Origin of the sequence: Pseudomonas sp. IT-P218, assembly GCF_949767605.1 — a bacterium.
GTDB classification, from domain to species: domain Bacteria; phylum Pseudomonadota; class Gammaproteobacteria; order Pseudomonadales; family Pseudomonadaceae; genus Aquipseudomonas; species Aquipseudomonas putida_AE.
The window spans coordinates 410,610-430,282 of record NZ_CATKQQ010000011.1; the positions used below are offsets into that span (position 1 = coordinate 410,610).

17 protein-coding genes are annotated in these 19,673 nt (G+C 61.3%); 9 read left to right on the top strand and 8 right to left on the bottom strand.

Annotated elements, in window-relative coordinates; genetic code table 11:
- Window positions 1-116 precede the first annotated feature (116 nt).
- Together ACM6I6_RS08595 and ACM6I6_RS08600 are read left to right on the top strand one after the other, a co-directional pair.
- Window positions 117-1,265 carry a pyridoxal phosphate-dependent aminotransferase gene (locus ACM6I6_RS08595; protein WP_414919764.1) on the top strand — a complete coding sequence of 383 codons (1,149 nt, stop codon included), beginning with the start codon at window positions 117-119 and terminating at the stop codon, window positions 1,263-1,265.
- On the top strand, window positions 1,253-2,044 hold the full coding sequence (locus tag ACM6I6_RS08600) for an amidohydrolase (RefSeq protein ID WP_274077257.1): 792 nt from the start codon (window positions 1,253-1,255) through the stop codon (window positions 2,042-2,044). Before ACM6I6_RS08595 ends, ACM6I6_RS08600 begins: the two co-directional genes overlap by 13 nt.
- 186 nt (window positions 2,045-2,230) lie before the next feature.
- Here the strand turns inward: ACM6I6_RS08600 and leuA are convergent, their stop codons facing one another.
- Complete coding sequence (gene leuA, locus ACM6I6_RS08605; RefSeq protein WP_414919765.1) at window positions 2,231-3,910, bottom strand: 2-isopropylmalate synthase; 1,680 nt, start codon at window positions 3,908-3,910, stop codon at window positions 2,231-2,233.
- Between the two features lie 389 nt (window positions 3,911-4,299).
- Here leuA and ACM6I6_RS08610 point away from each other — a divergent pair, with 389 nt between their 5' ends.
- A complete protein-coding gene (locus ACM6I6_RS08610) occupies window positions 4,300-4,656 on the top strand; it encodes a hypothetical protein (RefSeq protein ID WP_274077255.1) in 357 nt (118 codons plus the stop codon).
- A 109-nt stretch (window positions 4,657-4,765) separates the two neighbouring features.
- On the opposite strand, the gene ACM6I6_RS08615 is transcribed toward ACM6I6_RS08610, so the two are convergent.
- On the bottom strand, window positions 4,766-5,587 hold the full coding sequence (locus ACM6I6_RS08615) for a peptidoglycan DD-metalloendopeptidase family protein (protein ID WP_414919766.1): 822 nt from the start codon (window positions 5,585-5,587) through the stop codon (window positions 4,766-4,768).
- A 3-nt stretch (window positions 5,588-5,590) separates the two neighbouring features.
- Window positions 5,591-6,970 (bottom strand): exodeoxyribonuclease VII large subunit, encoded by a 1,380-nt coding sequence (xseA, locus tag ACM6I6_RS08620; RefSeq protein ID WP_414919767.1) that lies wholly within the window; start codon window positions 6,968-6,970, stop codon window positions 5,591-5,593.
- Between the two features lie 132 nt (window positions 6,971-7,102).
- Between xseA and ACM6I6_RS08625 the strand changes: the two genes are divergently transcribed.
- The 6 genes from ACM6I6_RS08625 (at window position 7,103) to tadA (ending at window position 13,905) form a co-directional block, all read left to right on the top strand.
- Complete coding sequence (locus ACM6I6_RS08625; protein WP_414919768.1) at window positions 7,103-7,867, top strand: sulfite exporter TauE/SafE family protein; 765 nt, start codon at window positions 7,103-7,105, stop codon at window positions 7,865-7,867.
- Window positions 7,868-7,928: 61 nt separating this feature from the next.
- Window positions 7,929-8,477: a sugar ABC transporter ATPase gene (locus tag ACM6I6_RS08630; protein WP_274077251.1), complete on the top strand. Its 549-nt coding sequence runs from the start codon at window positions 7,929-7,931 to the stop codon at window positions 8,475-8,477.
- Between the two features lie 207 nt (window positions 8,478-8,684).
- Window positions 8,685-10,154, top strand: a complete 1,470-nt coding sequence (gene guaB / locus ACM6I6_RS08635) for an IMP dehydrogenase (RefSeq protein ID WP_274077250.1) — start codon at window positions 8,685-8,687, stop codon at window positions 10,152-10,154.
- Window positions 10,155-10,253: 99 nt separating this feature from the next.
- Window positions 10,254-11,831 carry a glutamine-hydrolyzing GMP synthase gene (guaA, locus tag ACM6I6_RS08640; protein WP_008053207.1) on the top strand — a complete coding sequence of 526 codons (1,578 nt, stop codon included), beginning with the start codon at window positions 10,254-10,256 and terminating at the stop codon, window positions 11,829-11,831.
- A 200-nt stretch (window positions 11,832-12,031) separates the two neighbouring features.
- A complete protein-coding gene (locus tag ACM6I6_RS08645; RefSeq protein ID WP_274077249.1) occupies window positions 12,032-13,408 on the top strand; it encodes a multicopper oxidase family protein in 1,377 nt (458 codons plus the stop codon).
- A complete protein-coding gene (tadA, locus tag ACM6I6_RS08650) occupies window positions 13,408-13,905 on the top strand; it encodes a tRNA adenosine(34) deaminase TadA (RefSeq protein WP_103394327.1) in 498 nt (165 codons plus the stop codon). The genes ACM6I6_RS08645 and tadA overlap by 1 nt, the downstream gene beginning before the upstream one ends.
- Window positions 13,906-14,036: 131 nt before the next feature.
- Here tadA and cmoB read toward each other — a convergent pair whose 3' ends face one another.
- The 5 genes from cmoB to lon form a co-directional block, all read right to left on the bottom strand.
- Window positions 14,037-14,993, bottom strand: coding sequence for a tRNA 5-methoxyuridine(34)/uridine 5-oxyacetic acid(34) synthase CmoB (cmoB, locus tag ACM6I6_RS08655; protein WP_406591650.1), 957 nt, complete (start codon window positions 14,991-14,993; stop codon window positions 14,037-14,039).
- On the bottom strand, window positions 14,990-15,769 hold the full coding sequence (cmoA, locus tag ACM6I6_RS08660; protein WP_274077246.1) for a carboxy-S-adenosyl-L-methionine synthase CmoA: 780 nt from the start codon (window positions 15,767-15,769) through the stop codon (window positions 14,990-14,992). The genes cmoB and cmoA overlap by 4 nt, the downstream gene beginning before the upstream one ends.
- A 165-nt stretch (window positions 15,770-15,934) precedes the next feature.
- Window positions 15,935-16,570 carry a lysoplasmalogenase gene (locus tag ACM6I6_RS08665; RefSeq protein ID WP_323605721.1) on the bottom strand — a complete coding sequence of 212 codons (636 nt, stop codon included), beginning with the start codon at window positions 16,568-16,570 and terminating at the stop codon, window positions 15,935-15,937.
- A 2-nt stretch (window positions 16,571-16,572) separates the two neighbouring features.
- Entirely contained in the window at window positions 16,573-16,965 is a 393-nt protein-coding gene (locus ACM6I6_RS08670) for a protease inhibitor I42 family protein (RefSeq protein WP_323605722.1), read from the bottom strand.
- Window positions 16,966-17,181: 216 nt separating this feature from the next.
- On the bottom strand, window positions 17,182-19,599 hold the full coding sequence (gene lon / locus ACM6I6_RS08675; protein WP_274077242.1) for an endopeptidase La: 2,418 nt from the start codon (window positions 19,597-19,599) through the stop codon (window positions 17,182-17,184).
- Between the last annotated feature and the right edge of the window lie 74 nt (window positions 19,600-19,673).

A 19,673-nucleotide genomic window follows, 5' to 3' on the forward strand; every position in this document is an offset into this window, starting at 1 on the left:
TTTTCCCGTGGGATCGAAAGGGCGCCGATGGCGCCCTTTTTCATGCCTGCCGTTTGGGCTATCCTCGGGCTCTCCCGCGCCGCCGTTAGAGCCGGGTGCAGAGCAGGGATTCCTCGATGATCACCAGTAAGCTGCCGAATGTCGGCATCACCATCTTCACCCAGATGTCTCAGCTCGCGGCGCAAACCGGGGCGCTCAACCTGTCCCAGGGCTTCCCCGATTTCGATGCCCCGCAAGCCCTGTGCGATGCGGTCGGTCGGCATATTGCCAGTGGCCACAACCAGTATTCGCCGATGACCGGCCTGCTGGCGCTGCGTCAGCAGATTTCGGCAAAGATTGCTCGTAGCTATGGCGTGAACGTCGATGCCGACAACGAGATTACGGTCACTCCAGGCGCGACCCAGGCGATCTTCTGCGCGATCCAGGCGGTTATCCGCAGCGGCGACGAAGTGATCGTCTTCGATCCGTGCTACGACAGCTACGAGCCCTCGGTGGAACTGGCCGGCGGTCGTTGCGTGCATGTGCAGCTCGGGCTCAATGATTTCTCCATCGACTTCCAGAAACTGGCCGAGGCGATTACCCCGCGCACGCGCATGATCGTGCTGAACTCACCGCACAATCCAAGCGGGGCGCTGATCAATCGTGCCGAACTGGATCAGTTGGCGGATCTGATTCGAGATCGCGATATCTACCTGGTCAGCGACGAAGTCTACGAACACCTGGTGTTCGACGGCGTATCCCACGCCAGCGTGCTCAATCATGAAGAGCTTTATCAGCGTGCCTTCGTGGTCAGCTCGTTCGGCAAGACCTATCACGTCACGGGTTGGAAAACCGGCTACGTGGTCGCACCAGCGGCCCTCACGGCGGAACTGCGCAAGGTGCACCAGTACGTGAGTTTCTGCGGCGTGACGCCGCTGCAATATGCCTTGGCCGACTTCATGGCCGAGCATCCGGAACATATTGAAGAGCTGCCGGCGTTCTACCAGGCCAAGCGCGATCTGTTCTGCGATCTGCTGGCGCCTTCGCGCTTCAGTTTCACCCGGGCTACCGGTACCTATTTCCAGCTGGTCGACTATTCACAGATCCGCCCCGACCTCAATGACGTCGAAATGGCCCTGTGGATGACCCGCGAACATGGCGTGGCGAGTATTCCGATCTCGGTGTTCTACCAGACGCCACCGGTCGGCCAGCGCCTGGTGCGCCTGTGCTTTGCCAAACGTGAGGAGACCCTGCGTGAAGCAGCGGAAAAACTATGCGTGATCTGAGTGCACTGCCGAACCTGACCGTTGCGCTGATCCAGACCACCCTGGCCTGGCACGACCGCCAGGCCAACCTCGAGCATTTCGAGCAGTTGCTGGAGCAGGCCCGTGGCGCTGACCTGATCATTCTGCCGGAGATGTTCACTACCGGTTTCTCCATGGAGTCCGAGACCCTCGCTGAAGCGGAAAACGGCCCCACCAGCAAATGGCTGCGGGCTCAATCAGCGAAGCTCGATGCGGTGATCACCGGCAGCGTGATTGTGCAGGCCGCTGATGGCAGTCATCGCAACCGCCTGCTGTGGGCACGCCCGGACGGCGAAGTGTGGCACTACGACAAACGCCACCTGTTCCGCATGGCCGGTGAACATAACCACTACACTCCCGGCGAGCGCCAGGTGCAGTTCGAGCTCAAGGGCTGGCGAGTACGGCCGCTGATTTGCTACGACCTGCGCTTCCCGGTGTGGAGTCGCGATGCCCAGGACACGGACCTGTTGCTGTACACCGCCAACTGGCCGGGCGCGCGGCGCCAGCACTGGAACCGGTTGCTGCCGGCGCGGGCGATCGAGAACTTGTGTTATGTGGCGGCGGTGAATCGCGTCGGCTCCGACGGTAAAGGCTTTGCGTATACCGGTGACAGCCAGGTGCTGGATTTCCAGGGGGAGACCTTGCTCAGTGCGGGGGAGGCGGATGGGGTGTTCAAAGCCGTGCTGGAAGCGGCACCACTGGCTGCTTACCGCGAGCGTTTCCCGGCGAATCTGGATGCTGATACCTTCGAGTTCACCTGATATTTTCGGTGCCTGACAGGACCCTATCGCCAGCAGGCTGGCTCCCACAGTGGACCGTGTTCACAACACAATTCCCCTGTGGGAGCTAGCCTGCTGGCGATGGCGCCAAAACAGGCAACACAAAATCATCAGGCAAAAAAAGGCCCCGAGGTTCTTACCTAGGGGCCTTTTGCTTTTCAGCATCGCTTAGGCAGCTTTCGCTTCCGGCTGGCTCAACGAGCGGTTCAACGCGCTAAACAGGGCCTTGAAGCTGGCAGTAGTGATGTTTTCATCAATACCCACCCCGTGAACCGCACGTTCACCGTTCACGCGCAGCTCGATGTAGGCCGCCGCCTTGGCATTGGTGCCCGCGCCGATGGCGTGTTCGTTGTAGTCCATGATTTCCACCGGAATCGGCAGACCGGCCACCAGTGCTTCCAGGGCGCCGTTGCCCTTGCCGCGCCAGTGCAGGTTGGTTTCGCCCTGGCCCTTGCTCGCCACTTCCACTTCGACGGCGCTGTTGCCGTTTTCTTCCTGCAGGCGATGGCTGACCAGCGCGTACGGGGTGTTGGCTTGCAGGTACTCGCTGATCAACAGCGAGTGGATCTGCTTGGCGGTCATTTCCAGGCCCAGGCGATCGGTTTCACGCTGCACGACCTGGCTGAACTCGATCTGCATGCGACGCGGCAGGCTGATGCCGTATTCCTGCTCCAGCAGGTAGGCGATACCGCCCTTGCCCGACTGGCTGTTGACGCGGATGACCGCCTCATAGCTGCGGCCGATGTCGGCCGGGTCGATCGGCAGGTATGGCACTTCCCACAATGCATCGGATTTCTGCTGGGCGAAGCCCTTGCGGATCGCATCCTGGTGCGAGCCGGAGAACGCGGTGTGCACCAGGTCGCCGACGTACGGGTGACGTGGGTGCACCTGGATCTGGTTGCACTCTTCGACGACCTTGCGCACGCCGTCGATGTCGGAGAAGTCCAGCTGCGGGTCGAGACCCTGGGTGTACATGTTCAGGGCGACGGTCACCAGGTCGACGTTGCCGGTACGCTCGCCGTTGCCGAACAGGCAGCCTTCGACGCGGTCGGCGCCGGCCATCAGGCCCAGTTCGGTGGCGGCAACGCCAGTGCCACGGTCGTTGTGGGTGTGCAGGCTGATGATCACGCTGTCACGACGGTTGATGTGACGACCGAACCATTCAATCTGGTCGGCATAGATGTTCGGGGTCGCGCATTCGACGGTGGCCGGCAGGTTGAGGATCATCTTGTGCTCGGGCGTCGGGTTCCAGACCTCGATCACCGCGTCGCAGACTTCCTTGGCGAATTCCAGTTCGGTGGCGCTGAAGGTTTCCGGCGAGTACTCGAAGGTCCACTCAGTGTCCGGCTGCATGGCCGCGTACTTGACGAACAGCTTGGCTGCGCTGACGGCGATTTCCTTGATCCCGTTCTTGTCCTGGTTGAAGACAATGCGGCGGAAGGAAGGGGAGGTCGCGTTGTACAGGTGAACAATGGCTTTCTTCGCCCCGCGCAGGGATTCGAAGGTGCGCTCGATCAGGTCTTCACGGCCCTGGGTCAGCACCTGGATGGTGGTGTCGTCCGGGATGTGGCCGCCTTCGATCAGGGTGCGCACGAAGTCGAAGTCGGTTTGCGAAGCGGCCGGGAACGACGCTTCGATTTCCTTCACGCCGACCTGCACCAGGGTTTTCCAGAAGCGCAGTTTCTTGACCGCGTCCATTGGCTCGATCAGCGACTGGTTACCGTCACGCAGGTCGGAGCTGCACCAGATCGGCGCGGCGGTGATGGTCTTCGACGGCCAAGTGCGGTCCGGGATATCGATGGTCGGGAACGCGCGGTATTTCGAAGACGGGTCTTTGAGCATGCTCATCGGGAAATCCTTATAGTGTTGGCCGAAAAAAGGCGGCCTGCCGGTGGATCAATATGTTCTTGGAGTAACGCTGGGATGAGGCGCCGCGATTCAGCCCGGCAGTCGTGCGCTGACCAGGCACAAACTGCGGTGCTGACGAAGCTGAATGAGGGTGTGAGAGGTTTTCATGCCTTCAACCCTAACCGCGGGGGGGAAGGATGGCAAGCAGTCGAAAAAAATTGAGAGGAATCCTCTTCAGGGCATCTGTAACGAGATTTTATTGCGCTGAACCCGGGTGATCATCAGGTTGCTTGCGCGAGGTTTGAGCGATGCGCAATTGAAGGTTTCAGCGCCGGCTGTTGGTGGCGGGGCTATTCTTAAAGCCTCGACTGGCAAACAAGGAGTCGGCAATGAACGAGTACGATTGGAAGCTATACAGCGTATTGCGACCGCTGGCCCATGAGCGGATGTGCACCCGGATCATGTCCGACGTCGAAAAGATCGTGCTGGACAAGAGCGTCGCACCCTATGAACGGATCGATGCCAGTGAGGAGTTGCTCAAGGCTGGGCAAAAAGAGCTGTATTGGGCCTTTGGTGTGTTCAGGTTTTCACGGCATGAAGCGCGGTCGCATTTGCTGGGGTTGTGCGCGCGGGAGTTGATCACGGCCGAGGAGCTGAGCGGGTTTTCACCGGAAACACAGGAGTGGGTGAGGCACTGCCTGGCGGACCGGGAGGCTCATGGGATTGAGGATCTGGATGCGGAATAAATGGTTGCCTGTGACGCCGCCTTCGCGAGCAAGCCCGCTCCCACATTAGAACGCATTTCAATGTGGGAGCGGGCTTGCTCGCGAAGAGGCCGGTCGCCTCACCGTACTGTTAAGGCTGAAACGCGCCGATAAAGATCGCCGGATCCACCCGCGCATCATTCAAGCTGACATTCCAATGCATGTGCGGCCCAGTCGCCCGGCCAGTCGCTCCGACTTTACCCACCACGCCACCGCGAGCCAGCTGCTGGCCGACCTTCACGTCAATCTTCGACATGTGGCAGAACATGCTGATGAAGCCTTGGCCATGGTCGACAAACACCGTGTTGCCGTTGAAGAAGTAGTTACCAATCAGGATCACCTTGCCCGCGGCCGGGGTCTTGATCGGCGTGCCGGCTGGCACGGCAAAATCCAGGCCCGAGTGCGGATTGCGCTCTTCACCGTTGAAGAACCGGCGCACGCCGAACTTGCTCGACAGCGGGCCGTTGACCGGCTTGTCCAGCAGCAGGTTGCTCGGTGTATTCGGGCTGAACGTGCGGTAGGCCGCGATCTGCTCGGCCAGCTCACGCTCGATGCGTTTGAGGTTGTCCTGGTCAGGATTGACCTGTTGCGTGTTCTTGAGGGTGATGCGCTCTTCCGGGTATTTCTTGTTGCCAACGGTGAAACCCAGGTTGCGCCCGCCGCTGCTGATCGACTGTGCACCCGGCTTGACGGTCAGGGGCACGCCGACGATGGCCAGCCAGCTGTTCTGTTCCTTGACCACCAGCACCGGTTTGCCCTGGTAGCTGGCTTTAGGCGCTTGCGCGGAACTGCCCAGGTCGACCACCGCCACACCGCCCGGCACCGGTTTGTTCAACAGGCGGGTGATGTAGCTGTCGGCGTGGGCATTGAGGGTCAGGCACAGCAACAGCAGTGGAGCTAAAAAACGCGGCATGGATCAATCCAGTAGAGAAAGGGTAACGGGCGTCAGGTGATTGTCTTCGACCCGCACGTGCAGTTCGCCTTCGCCCAGCTTGGCCTGCAGGCGCTGGCCCGTGTGGGTCTGAGCGGCGCTGCGGATCGCCTGGCCACGCTCGTCGAGCAAAATGCTGTAGCCACGGCCGAGGGTCGCCAGGGGGCTGACCACATGCAGCGTCTGCATCTGGCTCTGCAGTTGCAGGCGACGGCTTTTCAGGCCCTCGCGGATGGCCCGGGGCAGGCGTTCGGCGAGGCTGTCGAGACGTTGGCGCAGCATCGCCAATTGTCGGCCCGGATGCTGCCCGGCAAGGCGGGTTTCCAGGCGGATCAGCCGTTCGCGGCGGGTGTTGAGGCTGCGTTCGAAGGCGCGGCGCATGCGCATGTCGAGGTCATCCAGGCGTTGCGCTTGCTGGCGCAGGCGTTCGCCGGGATGGCGCAGGCGCCGGGAAATACCTTCCAGGCGCAGCCGGTCGCGCATCAGGCGATCGCGCATGCGCATCACCAGGCGCCGATGCAGGCTTTCGACGCGGCGCACCAGGTCGCTGGAGTCCGGTGCGAGCAATTCGGCGGCGGCCGATGGCGTGGGCGCGCGCACGTCAGCGACGAAGTCACTGATGGAGACGTCGGTTTCATGCCCGACGGCGCTGACGATCGGCGTCACGCAGGCATCCACGGCGCGGGCCACGGCTTCTTCGTTGAAGCACCAGAGGTCTTCCAGCGAACCGCCGCCGCGGGCCAGGATCAACGCGTCGAAGCCGCGCGCATCCGCCAGTTTCAGGGCGCGGACAATCTGCGCGGTGGCTTCACGCCCTTGCACGGCGGTGGGGATCAGGGTCAGTTGCACCTGCGGCGCGCGGCGGCGGAACACGCTGATGATGTCGCGGATGACCGCTCCGGTGGGCGAGCTGATGATGCCGATGCGCTGCGGATGCGCCGGCAGCGGTACTTTGCGCTCGGCGCTGAACAGGCCTTCGGCGCTGAGTTTTTCCTTCAAGGCATCGAAGGCCAGGCGCAATGCGCCATCACCGGCCGGCTCCACGGTATCGAGGATCAGCTGGTAATCGCCGCGTCCCTCGAACAGCGAGACCTTGCCCCGGACCTTGACCGCCAGGCCATCCTTCAAGGCTTGACGCACCCGCGCGGCGTTTTGCCGGAACAGTGCGCAACGCACCTGGGCGCCGCTGTCCTTGAGGGTGAAATACACATGGCCCGACGCCGGACGGGCGAGGTTGGAGATTTCGCCTTCGACCCAGATGTTGCTGAAGACGTCTTCAAGCAACACCCGCGCGCGGCCGTTGAGCTGGCTGACGGTGAGGACTTCGCGGTCCAGGCCGAGTCTTGCAAAGGGATCTTTAATCATGGGCGCATGATAAAGATCTCCTGCCCAATGCACGACCCCCTTGTAGGAGCTGCCGAAGGCTGCGATCTTTTGATGTTGATTTCAAGAGCAAAAGATCGCAGCTTGCGGCAGCTCCTACAGGGATAGGTGGACATGTTGGTTGATTTGCTTGGGCAATGGAATTTTGGGACTGTGGACTGGCTGGTAATCGGGTTGGGCATCGCCCTGGCCTACATCGTGTTCGGCATCGCGGGCTTCGGCACCGCGCTGGTGGCCGGGCCGATCCTGATCCTGTTCATGCCGCTGTCGAAGATCGTGCCCTTGCTGGTGCTGCTGGATTTTGTCGCGGCCTTCGGCAATCTGTTGCCCTCACGGCGCGATGTGGCAAAACCGGAGCTGCTGCGATTACTGCCTTGCATGGCTGTGGGTTGCACCCTGGGCGTGATCTTTCTGTTGAACCTCAAGTCCGATCTGTTGCTGCTGTTGATGGGGCTGTTTATCAGTGCCTATGCCATCTACAGCCTGTGGGTCAAAACCCGTCCGGCGCAATTGTCTGCCGCCTGGGCGGTGCCGATGGGCACCGTGGGCGGGATGTTCGGCGCGTTGTTTGGCAGTGGCGGCTTTCTCTACGCGATCTATTTGAACAGCCGCTTGCCCAAGGAAGCGGCCCGGGCGACCCAGAGTGCGCTGATCAGTTGCAGCACGGTGGTGCGTCTGAGCCTGTTCATTGTCGCGGGCGTCTATGCCGAGCTACCCTTGTTGGTGCTGGCGCTGTGTTTGTTGCCGGCCATGGCCCTGGGCCTGTGGATCGGTCGATGGTTGACCATGAAGTTGTCGCGCGAAGCGTTCGTGCGGCTGGTGACCTGGCTGGTCCTGGCCAGTGGCATCGCCTTGATCGGGCGTTACTTGAGTACTTGACCTGTGAATCCCCGGGCTTAAGCTGCCGGGCTTCTTTCAAAGCGTTGCAGCAGGCCGCCCCATGAATTCCCAAAGCATCATTGTCCCGAAAATCTCCACGCTGCCGGTGCACGAGCCCCGGGCCCGGGCGATCGTGCGTTGGCTGGTGCGCAAGAACATCATCAACGAAGAGCTGACCACCTGCGGCCGCACCGGCAATCGCATGGCCCATGCCATCGGCGAGGGTGCCCGGGAGGTGGTCCTGCACCCGCAAGCCCTCCCGTTCGGCGAGCCGGTCAATGGCCTGGAGATCGTCACCAAGCGCTGCATCTATACACCGGCCAAGGGATTTCTTGGCGAGGCCGGTTGTGCCGAGTGTCGCAAGGAGATCGGGGAAGCGCTGTTCGAAAGCCTCGAAGACTGGATGCCCGGGCGTACCGACAATTTCACTTGCCCGGAATGCGGGCACGAAGACGACATCAACGGCTTTCTGTACCTGCAGGAGTGCGGCTTTTCCAACTTGGGCTTCATCTTCAACAACTGGGCCGAGGCGGGGTTCAAGCAGAGCTTTCTCGACGAGTTTGCCGATTGGCTGGATCAACCGGTGAGTTGGGTGAAAGTGGAGTTGTGACAGGTCTGATGGACCGCGTTATCGTTCATCGCTGGCAAGCCAGCTCCTACAGGATCGCGTCGAATTTGTAGGAGCCGGCTTGCTGGCGATGCTCTTCAAATGTCCCGTCGATCACCGTATCGATAATAGACAGAGTTTTACATTGAACCCGAGGGGGTGTCTGACTATAATGGCGCGCTTCCATTTTCCCGCTCGGGAGCCCCCGCGATGCTGCGTATCAGCCAAGAAGCTCTGACATTCGACGACATTCTCCTAGTGCCCGGTTATTCCGAGGTGCTTCCTAACGAAGTCAGTCTCAAGACCCGCCTTACCCGTGGCATCGAGCTGAATATTCCACTGGTTTCCGCCGCCATGGACACCGTCACTGAAGCCCGTCTGGCAATTGCCATGGCTCAGGAAGGTGGTATCGGTATCATCCACAAGAACATGACCATCGAGCAGCAAGCTGCCGAAGTGCGCAAGGTCAAGCGTTACGAAGCCGGTGTGGTCAAGGACCCGATCACCATCGACGCCGACGCCACCGTGCGCGAATTGTTCGAACTGACCCGCATGCACAACATCTCCGGCGTTCCGGTGCTGCACAATGGCGACCTCGTCGGCATCGTGACCTCCCGTGACGTGCGTTTCGAGAACCGTCTGGAAGCCACTGTCCGTGAAGTGATGACGCCTAAAGAGCGTCTGGTCACGGTCAAGGAAGGCGCCGACAAGAACGATGTGCGTGAACTGCTGCACAAGCACCGCATCGAGCGCGTGCTGATCGTCGACGACAAATTTGCCCTCAAAGGCATGATGACCGTCAACGACATCGAAAAAGCCAAGGCTTACCCGCTGGCCAGCAAGGACGATCAAGGTCGTCTGCGCGTGGGTGCTGCGGTCGGTACCGGTAAAGACACCGGTGACCGCGTTACCGCGCTGGTCGCTGCCGGCGTTGACGTGGTGGTGGTCGACACCGCCCACGGTCACTCCAAAGGCGTGATCGACCGCGTTCGTTGGGTCAAGCAGAACTTCCCTGAAGTGCAGGTGATTGGCGGCAACATCGCCACCGGCGCTGCCGCCAAGGCCCTGGCCGAAGCGGGCGCTGACGCAGTCAAGGTCGGTATCGGCCCAGGTTCGATCTGCACCACCCGTATCGTCGCCGGTGTCGGCGTCCCGCAAATCAGTGCCATCGCCAACGTCGCCGCCGCCCTTGAAGGCACTGGCGTACCGTTGATCGCCGACGGCGGCATCCGTTTCTCCGGTGACCTGTCCAAGGCCATCGTAGCCGGGGCCTCCTGCGTGATGATGGGCTCGATGTTCGCCGGTACCGAAGAAGCGCCGGGCGAGATCGAACTGTTCCAGGGTCGTTCGTACAAGGCTTACCGCGGCATGGGTTCGCTGGGCGCCATGTCCCAGGCCCAAGGCTCCTCCGACCGTTACTTCCAGGACTCCTCGGCAGGCGCCGAGAAACTGGTTCCGGAAGGCATCGAAGGCCGTGTGCCGTACAAAGGCACCCTGAGCGCCATCATCCATCAACTGATGGGTGGCCTGCGCTCCTCGATGGGCTACACCGGCAGTGCCGACATCGAAGAGATGCGCACCAAGCCTGAGTTCGTGCGGATCACCGGCGCTGGCATGGCCGAGTCCCACGTCCACGACGTGCAGATCACCAAGGAAGCGCCAAACTACCGCGTAGGTTGAGCCTTCAAGCAACACATCAAGCAACCGGGGCTGTTTTATTCAGCCCCGAGTTGTTTCTGAATCACGACTGTGTCCGAATTTTTTAGACGAGACTGAATCATGGCCCTCGACATTCACGCCCACCGCATCCTGATCCTCGACTTCGGTTCCCAGTACACCCAACTGATCGCCCGCCGCGTGCGTGAAATCGGCGTGTACTGCGAACTGCACCCGTTCGACATGGACGAAGATGCGATCCGCGAATTCGCTCCTAAAGGCGTCATCCTCGCCGGTGGCCCAGAGTCGGTGCACGAAGCCAACAGCCCTCGCTGCCCGCAAGCCGTTTTCGACCTGGGCGTGCCGGTCTTCGGTATCTGCTACGGCATGCAGACCATGGCCGAGCAACTGGGCGGCAAGGTTGAAGGCTCCGAGCTGCGTGAGTTCGGTTACGCCCGCGTCGACGTGGTCGGCAAGAGCCGCCTGCTCGACGGCATCGAAGACCACATCGACGCCGACGGCCTGTTCGGCCTCGACGTGTGGATGAGCCACGGTGACAAAGTTACCCGCATGCCGGAAGACTTCCACATCCTGGCCAGCACCCCAAGCTGCCCGATCGCCGGCATGTTCAGCGACGAGCGTCGTTACTACGGCGTGCAGTTCCACCCGGAAGTGACCCACACCAAGCAGGGCGGTCGCATCCTGTCGCGCTTCATCCTCGACATCTGCGAGTGTGAAGCCCTGTGGACCCCTTCGAAGATCGCTGAAGACGCCATTGCCCAGGTTCGTGCCCAGGTCGGCACCGACAACGTCCTGCTCGGCCTGTCCGGCGGTGTGGACTCGTCCGTGGTTGCCGCGCTGCTGCACAAGGCCATCGGCGACCAGCTGACCTGCGTATTCGTCGACAACGGCCTGCTGCGCCTGCACGAAGGCGAGCAAGTGATGGCCATGTTCGCCGAGAACATGGGCGTCAAGGTGATCCGCGCCAACGCCGAAGAGCAGTTCCTCGGTAACCTGGCCGGCGAAGCCGACCCGGAGAAGAAGCGCAAGATCATCGGCCGTACCTTCATCGACGTGTTCGATGCCGAATCCTGCAAGCTGGACAACATCAAGTACCTGGCCCAGGGCACCATCTACCCGGACGTGATCGAGTCGGCTGGCGCGAAAAGCGGCAAGGCCCACGTGATCAAGTCGCACCACAACGTGGGCGGCCTGCCGGAAGAGATGAACCTGAAGCTGGTCGAGCCACTGCGCGAACTGTTCAAGGACGAAGTCCGTCGTCTGGGCCTGGAACTGGGCCTGCCGTACGACATGGTCTACCGTCACCCGTTCCCGGGCCCGGGCCTGGGCGTGCGCATCCTCGGTGAAGTGAAGAAGGAATACGCCGACCTGCTGCGTCGCGCCGACCACATCTTCATCGAAGAACTGCGCAAGGCCGATTGGTACCACAAGGTCAGCCAGGCGTTCGTGGTGTTCCAGCCGGTGAAATCGGTTGGCGTGGTGGGCGATGGCCGTCGTTACGCCTGGGTCGTGGCCCTGCGTGCCGTGGAAACCATCGACTTCATGACCGCGCGTTGGGCACACCTGCCTTACGAACTGCTGGAAACCGTTTCCGGCCGTATCATCAATGAAATCGAAGGCATCTCCCGCGTCACCTACGACGTGTCGAGCAAGCCGCCGGCGACCATTGAGTGGGAGTGATCCCGCACCAGCCCTGAAGGGTTGATCGCAGGATGAAAAGCCGTGTGAACGAGAGTTCACGCGGCTTTTTGCATTGGAGCCGGCCGTACCTGCGGCCCGTCGTCACGTCCGCTTTGCTGTTGCTTTCGCAACTGCGGGTGTATCGTATTCGCCTTTTGCGGCCCCCGGGCCTGTCGTTGAAACGTGAGGTAGTTGAGTTCATGTCCTTTACCCGTCGCCAAATCCTCGGTGGCCTGGCTGGTCTTGTTGTCGTTGGTGTCGGTGCGGGGGGCGCGTCGCGGTACTGGCTGGGCAAGATGGCTGACGCGGATGCCGGTCACGACTATGAACTGATTGCGGCACCGCTGGACGTCGAGCTGGTGGCCGGGCACAAGACCCCGGCCTGGGCGTTCGGCCCGTCGGCGCCAGGCACCGAACTGCGCGTGCGCCAGGGTGAATGGCTGCGGGTGCGATTCATCAACCACCTGCCGGTTGCCACCACGATTCACTGGCACGGCATCCGCCTGCCGCTGGAAATGGACGGCGTGCCTTACGTGTCGCAGTTGCCGGTGTTGCCGGGGGAGTACTTCGATTACAAATTCCGTGTGCCCGATGCCGGCAGCTACTGGTATCACCCGCATGTGAACAGTAGCGAAGAGCTCGGTCGTGGCCTGGTCGGCCCGCTGATCATCGAGGAGCGCGAGCCCACCGGTTTCAAGTACGAAAAGACCTTGAGCCTGAAAAGCTGGCATGTCGACGACGTCGGCAATTTCGTCGAGTTCAGCATTCCCCGGGAAGCCGCCCGTGGCGGTACGGCGGGGCGCCTGGCGACCATCAATGGTGTGCCGCAGGCGGTGATCGACTTGCCCGCCGGACAGATCACCCGTGTGCGCCTGCTCAACCTCGACAACACCCTGACCTATCGCCTGAACATCCCCGGCGTCGAAGCGCAGATCTATGCGCTGGATGGCAATCCCATCGAGCCGCGGCCGCTGGGCAAGGAATACTGGCTGGGCCCCGGCATGCGCATTTGCCTGGCGATCAAGGCGCCGCCGGCCGGTGAAGAGTTGTCGTTGCGCAATGGCCCTGTACGCCTGGGCACGTTCCGCTCGGTGGCCAATACCGACGCGCCGACCCAATGGCCACCCGCGCTGCCCGCCAACCCGATTGCCGAGCCGGACCTGGCCAATGCCGAGAAACTCAACTTCAATTTCGAATGGGTCGGTTCGGTGTCGGTGAACGTCGACAACGGCAGGCCGCCGAGCCTGTGGCAGATCAACGGCAAGGCCTGGGACATTACCGACAAGACCTGCGCCGACCGCCCGATCGCCAAGCTCGAGAAGGGCAAGAGCTACATTTTCGAATTGAAAAACATGACTCAGTATCAGCACCCGATTCACCTGCACGGCATGAGCTTCAAGGTGATTGCCTCGAACCGGCACAAGGTCATCCCGTATTTCACCGACACTTACCTGCTGGGTAAGAACGAGCGGGCGCAGGTGGCGCTGGTGGCGGATAATCCTGGCGTGTGGATGTTCCATTGCCATGTGATCGACCACATGGAAACCGGCCTGATGGCCGCTATCGAGGTGGCGTGATGCGTCAGATTCGTCCCGCCGCCATCATCGACCGCAGCCGTGACCGCGACTTCATGCGTGAAGCCTTGGCGCTGGCGGCCCAAGGCGCCGCCCTGGGCGAAGTGCCGGTGGGCGCCGTGCTGGTGCAGGACGGTGAAATCATCGGCCGTGGCTTCAACTGCCCGATCAGCGGCAGCGATCCCAGTGCCCACGCCGAGATGGTGGCGATCCGCGCTGCCGCTCAAGCTGTGAGCAACTATCGCCTGCCGGGCAGCACGCTGTACGTGACGCTGGAGCCGTGCAGCATGTGCGCCGGGTTGATCGTGCATTCAAGGATTGCACGGGTGGTGTATGGCGCGCTGGAGCCCAAAGCCGGGATTGTTCAGAGCCAGGGGCAGTTTTTTACCCAGGGATTTTTGAATCACCGGGTGTTGTATGAGGGTGGGGTGTTGGCAGAGGAGTGTGGGGCTGTTTTAAGTGAGTTCTTCAAGGCCCGCAGAGCCAAACCTTCAGACTGAACACTGAACTAATGTGGGAGCGGGCTTGCTCGCGAAGAGGGTGTGTCAGTCGACATGGTTGTTGTCTGACACACCGCTTTCGCGAGCAAGCCCGCTCCCACATTTTGATCTCCATTGATCTGGAGAATGGCTTACTTGCGAGCGACGATCACCGCCCGCATCGGCGCCGGCAGCCCTTCAATGGTCTTGCTGTGATCTTGCGGATCGAGGAAATCACTCAGCGACTGATATTTCATCCACTCGGTGCCGCGCTGTTCCTCGACCGTGGTCACACTCACGTCCACGCATTTCACATCGCTGAACCCGGCACGCCGCAGCCACAACTCCAGGGCCGGCACCGACGGCAGGAACCAAACGTTGCGCATCTGCGCGTAGCGGTCTTCCGGCACCAGCACTTGGTGTTTGTCGCCTTCGACCACCAGGGTTTCCAGCACCAGTTCACCACCCTTGACCAGGCAATCCTTCAGCGCCAGCAAATGCTCGATCGGCGAGCGGCGGTGGTAGAACACGCCCATGGAAAACACCGTGTCGAACCCTTCGAGGTTCGGCGGCAGGTCCTCGAACGGGAAGGGCAGGTGCCAGGCATTCGGCTCTGACAAGTAACGTTGAACCGCCTGGAACTGGCAGAAGAACAACCAGTTCGGGTCGACGCCGATCACGCTGTCGGCGCCAGCACCGAGCATGCGCCACATGTAATAGCCGTTGCCGCAGCCGACATCGAGGATGCGCTTGCCCTTGAGGTCCAGGTGCGGGGCGACCCGCGACCATTTCCAGTCCGAGCGCCATTCGGTGTCGACGTGCACGCCAAACAGGTCGAACGGCCCTTTGCGCCATGGTGACAAGCCCATCAGCGCGGTGCGCATCTGTGCGCGGGTTTCATCGTCGCAATCGGTGTCGAGCTTCAAGCCGTTGAGCAAATCAACTTCACTCGGCTGGATCTTCGGTAGGGCGTCCAGCGCGCTCTGCCAGCGTTCCAGGTCGCCGTGGCCCTTCTCCATTTTCTTGTCGAGTTGCTGCTGCAGGGTGTTGGCCCAATCAGCCAGCGGCGTGCCGGCCAGACGACGGGCGAGGGGGGACAGATCTATCATGGCAAGGCAATCAACGAGGCAAAGTTAAGACACTGGAACCACGGCACGACTTTCGAGAACCCGGCGGCCAACAGGCGTTCGCGGTGTTCTTCAAGGCTGTCGGGCTTCATGACGTTTTCGATGGCGCTGCGCTTCTGGGCGATTTCCAGTTCGCTGTAGCCGTTGGCGCGCTTGAAGGCGACGTGCAGGTCGGTCAGCAATGCGTGCTCCTGCTCGTCTTCAAAGCGCAGTTTTTCCGAGAGAATCAATGCGCCACCGGGCAATAGCGATTGGCGGATGCGCGACAGCAACGCGGTACGCTGATCTGGTGCGATGAATTGCAGGGTGAAGTTCAAAGCCACCACCGAGGCAGGTTTGAATTCCAGGGCGAGGATGTCGCCTTCGATCACTTCCACCGGCAGCAACTCCTGGAACATCGAGTCCTGGCCGTTCAGATATTCACGGCACCGCTCGACCATCGCGGCGGAGTTATCCACAGCGATAACGCGACAACCCTCGGTGCGCACATGGCGACGCAGCGCCTGGGTCACCGCGCCCAGGGACGAACCGAGGTCGTAGAGCACACTGTTGGGCTGGGCGAACTGCGCGGCAAGCACACCGAGGTTTTCGACGATGGTCGGGTAACCCGGCACCGAGCGCTTGATCATGTCCGGGAACACCCGCACCACGTCCTCGTTGAAGGCGAAGTCAGGCACCTGGGCCAAAGGCTGGGCGAATAGGCGATCGGATTCTTTGCTCACGGCGGTTCCGGCGGTGGATGTGGAAAAGGCCGGCATTTTAGCCAAGTTGGCGCGGGGATGCGCGGGTTGTCTGATAAACCGAAGGGGGCAGTTCTGAAATCTGCGTGTCCAGTCCGACCGCCTTCGCGAGCAAGCCCGCTCCCACAGTGGTTTTGTGTGCGACACAGATTCAATGTGGGAGCGGGCTTGCTCGCGAAGGGGTCAACGCGGTTTCTGATCGAACGCCGATGCCGTGATACCCCATTGGCCAAGCCAATAACTGAGGATGATCACATACGCCGCAGCCTCGAACGGCACCACAAACCGACTGATGCCAATCACGCTATCCGAAAACACAAACGCCACGGCCCCTGCGGCAGCCAGCAGTGCCGAACGCTTGGGCACATCGGTACCGAGTCGGGCCAGCGCACGCCAGAGCATGGCGCTGATCGCAAGGCCGTAGACGATTACCGGAATCAGCAAGGGCCCCAGCCCGTGAGAGATCAGTATTCCCAGCAACACCACGCCAACGCCGAGGGCCAGCATCAGTGGCAACAGGGCCAGCCGCTTGCAGTCACTCAAGTAAGCCTTCAGATACGCCAGATGCGCGACCAAAAACGCCCCAAGGCCGAACACGAACAAATCCCCCGGCCAAGCCAGCAACACGTCGCCGACCAGGGAGAAAATCAAGCCAAGGCTGATCCAGCGCCGATACTCGCTGGGCGGTGCGTCGTGCAGCCAGCCGAGCAGGGCCAGGACCGGCAGCGGCTTGACCAGCAGGCAAAGCAGGGAGGCGTGAACGCTCAGGCCATAAAGAAAGGTCACCGCGCCCATCAGAGCCAGAATCAGCCAGCCCACGGTCAGTTGACCGAAATGGCGCAGTCGAAGGCATCCGCCGGCAGCACTTCCGGGGCCCAGGGTTGTTGCGAGGTCAAGCGTAAACGTCCCGTGCCAGTGGCGAACGCCTGGAACCGCCAGGTCGACACACCGGCAGCGCCAACGACGCCGGCATCTTCCGGGTTGCTGTAGACCTCGGGGCTAAGCGCGTGCAGCACGCCACCGGCAGAATCCTGGATGGACCAGCGATAACCCGTGGTCGGATTGCTCGGCAGGGTCAGGATCAGGTTTTGCCCGCTGGTGAGTTTTACCGGGCATTCGCTTTGTTTTTCCACAGTCACGTTGTGCGCAGGTTGCGTGGCGCAGGCGGCCAGCAAGGCGAGTGCGAGGGGGATTAACAGGCGAGTGGGGGACATAGGTTTGGTGGCTCCGGCGTTCACGACGAACGGCGAGCATAACCGAGATGAGACAAATTGTGACAGTCGCCGAAGGTAGCGGTGGCAGGGCTGACGCCATCGCTGGCGAGCCAGCTCCTACAGGGTTTTGCGGTGGACACAGCTTTAGTGAGCACCGCCGGCCACTGTAGGAGCTGGCTTGCCAGCGATAGCGGTAGCGCAGTCGCTACAGCAACATCAGAAAAGCACCTTCGCCACATCCGCAAACCGCTTGGCGAAATGCACGGTAATGCCCTCCTTCAGATACTCCGGCAACTCCTCGAAATTACCCCGGTTCGCCTCCGGCAATATCAGCTCGAAAATCTTCTGCCGCCGCGCCGCAATCACCTTCTCACGCACCCCGCCAATCGGCAGTACATGCCCGGTCAGCGTCAGTTCGCCGGTCATGGCCACGCCTTTTTTCGGTGGCTGGTTGCGGGCCAGGGACAGCAGGGCGCTGGCCATGGTCACACCGGCGCTCGGGCCGTCTTTCGGCGTGGCGCCTTCCGGGACGTGCAGGTGGACGAACGCTTCGTCGAAGAATTTCGGGTCACCGCCAAACGACTTGAGGTTGGAGCTGACGTAGCTGTAGGCAATTTCCGCCGATTCCTTCATCACTTCACCCAGTTGCCCGGTGAGTTTGAAGCCGCGGTTGAGCGTGTGGATGCGCGTCGCTTCGATCGGCAGGGTGGCGCCACCCATGCTGGTCCAGGCCAGGCCAGTGATCACGCCGGTGCCGGAAAGCACTTGCTCGTTACGGAACACCGGTTTGCCCAGGGACGATTCGAGGTCTTTCGGGCCAATCTTGATTGTTGCTTGCGGATCTTCGAGCAGCTTCACCACGGCTTTGCGCACCAGTTTGCCGAGGTTTTTTTCCAGCTGACGGACCCCTGCTTCACGGGCATAACCGTCGATCAGCGCCTTGAGGGCGTTGTCGCTGATGCTCAGGCTGCCTTTCGATACGCCGGCCTTCTCAAGCTGTTTCGGCCACAGGTGACGCTTGGCGATGGCGACTTTTTCTTCGGTGATGTAACCCGACAGGCGGATCACTTCCATCCGGTCCAGCAAGGGGCCGGGAATCGAATCCAGGGTGTTGGCGGTGCAGACGAACAGCACTTTCGACAGGTCCATGCGCAGATCGAGGTAGTGGTCGAGGAATTCGACGTTCTGCTCAGGGTCCAGGGTTTCCAACAGCGCCGAGGCCGGATCACCCTGATAGCTTTGGCCCATCTTGTCGATTTCGTCGAGCATGATCACCGGGTTCATCACTTCGACGTCTTTGAGCGCCTGCACCAGTTTGCCCGGTTGTGCGCCGATGTACGTGCGGCGATGGCCCTTGATCTCGGCCTCGTCGCGCATGCCGCCCACGCTGAAGCGGTAGAACGGTCGGCCGAGGGATTCGGCGATGGATTTGCCGACGCTGGTCTTGCCCACGCCCGGCGGCCCCACCAGCAGCACGATGGAACCGCTGATTTCGCCCTTGTAGGCACCGACCGCGAGAAACTCGAGGATGCGGTCCTTGATGTCGTCGAGGCCGGCGTGGTGGTTGTCCAGCACCTTGCGCGCGTGCTTGAGGTCGAGCTTGTCCTCGCCGTATACGCCCCACGGCACCGAGGTCGCCCAGTCGATGTAATTGCGGGTGACCGCATATTCCGGCGAGCCGGTTTCGAGGATCGACAGCTTGTTCATTTCTTCTTCGAGGCGTTTCTGCACCTGCGCTGGCAGGACCTTGCCCACCAGTCGCTGTTCGAACTGTTCGAGGTCAGCGCTGCGGTCGTCCTTGGTCAGGCCCAGCTCCTGCTGGATGACCTTGAGTTGTTCCTTGAGGAAGAACTCGCGCTGATGCTCGCCGATCTTGCGATTCACTTCGGCGGAAATCTCTTTCTGCAGGCGCGCGACCTCGACTTCCTTGCGCAGCATCGGCAGGACTTTTTCCATGCGCTTGAGCATGGGCACGCAGTCGAGCACTTCCTGCAGTTCGCTGCCGGTTGCCGAAGTCAGGGCAGCGGCGAAGTCGGTGAGTGGGGATGGATCGTTGGGGCTGAAGCGGTTGAGGTAGTTCTTCAGCTCTTCGCTGTACAGCGGGTTGAGCGGCAGCAGTTCCTTGATCGCATTGATCAGCGCCATGCCGTAGGCCTTGACCTCGTCGGTCGGCTCGGTGGGCTGGTGAGGGTATTCGACTTCCACCAGGTAAGGCGGGCGATGGTGCTTGAGCCAGGTCTTGAGGCGCACACGGGTCAGGCCCTGGGCAACAAATTGCAGTTTGCCGTTTTCGCGACTGGCGTGGTGCACCTTGACCAGGGTGCCGTACAGCGGCAGGGCCGAGGTATCGAAATGGCGCGGATCTTCCTGGGGGGTGTCCATGTAGAACAGGGCCAGGGAGTGATGATCGGATTTGGCGACCAGGTCGAGGGTTTCAGCCCAGGGTTCTTCATTGACGATGACCGGCAGGACCTGCGCCGGGAAGAAGGGGCGATTGTGAATCGGAATGATGTAGACCTTGTCCGGCAGGTTCTGGCCGGGCAGGGCCAGGCCCTTGCCGGTGGTGTGGTGTTCGGTGTTTTCCGGGTCGGCGTATTCGCTGGGGTCTTCGGGGAAGGCTTGCTGGTCGCTCATGGGGCACCTGCGCAATGGGGTATGGGTCTTAGATGGGGCAGGCCTTGGGTGGTTTCAATGGGGGAGGGGATATT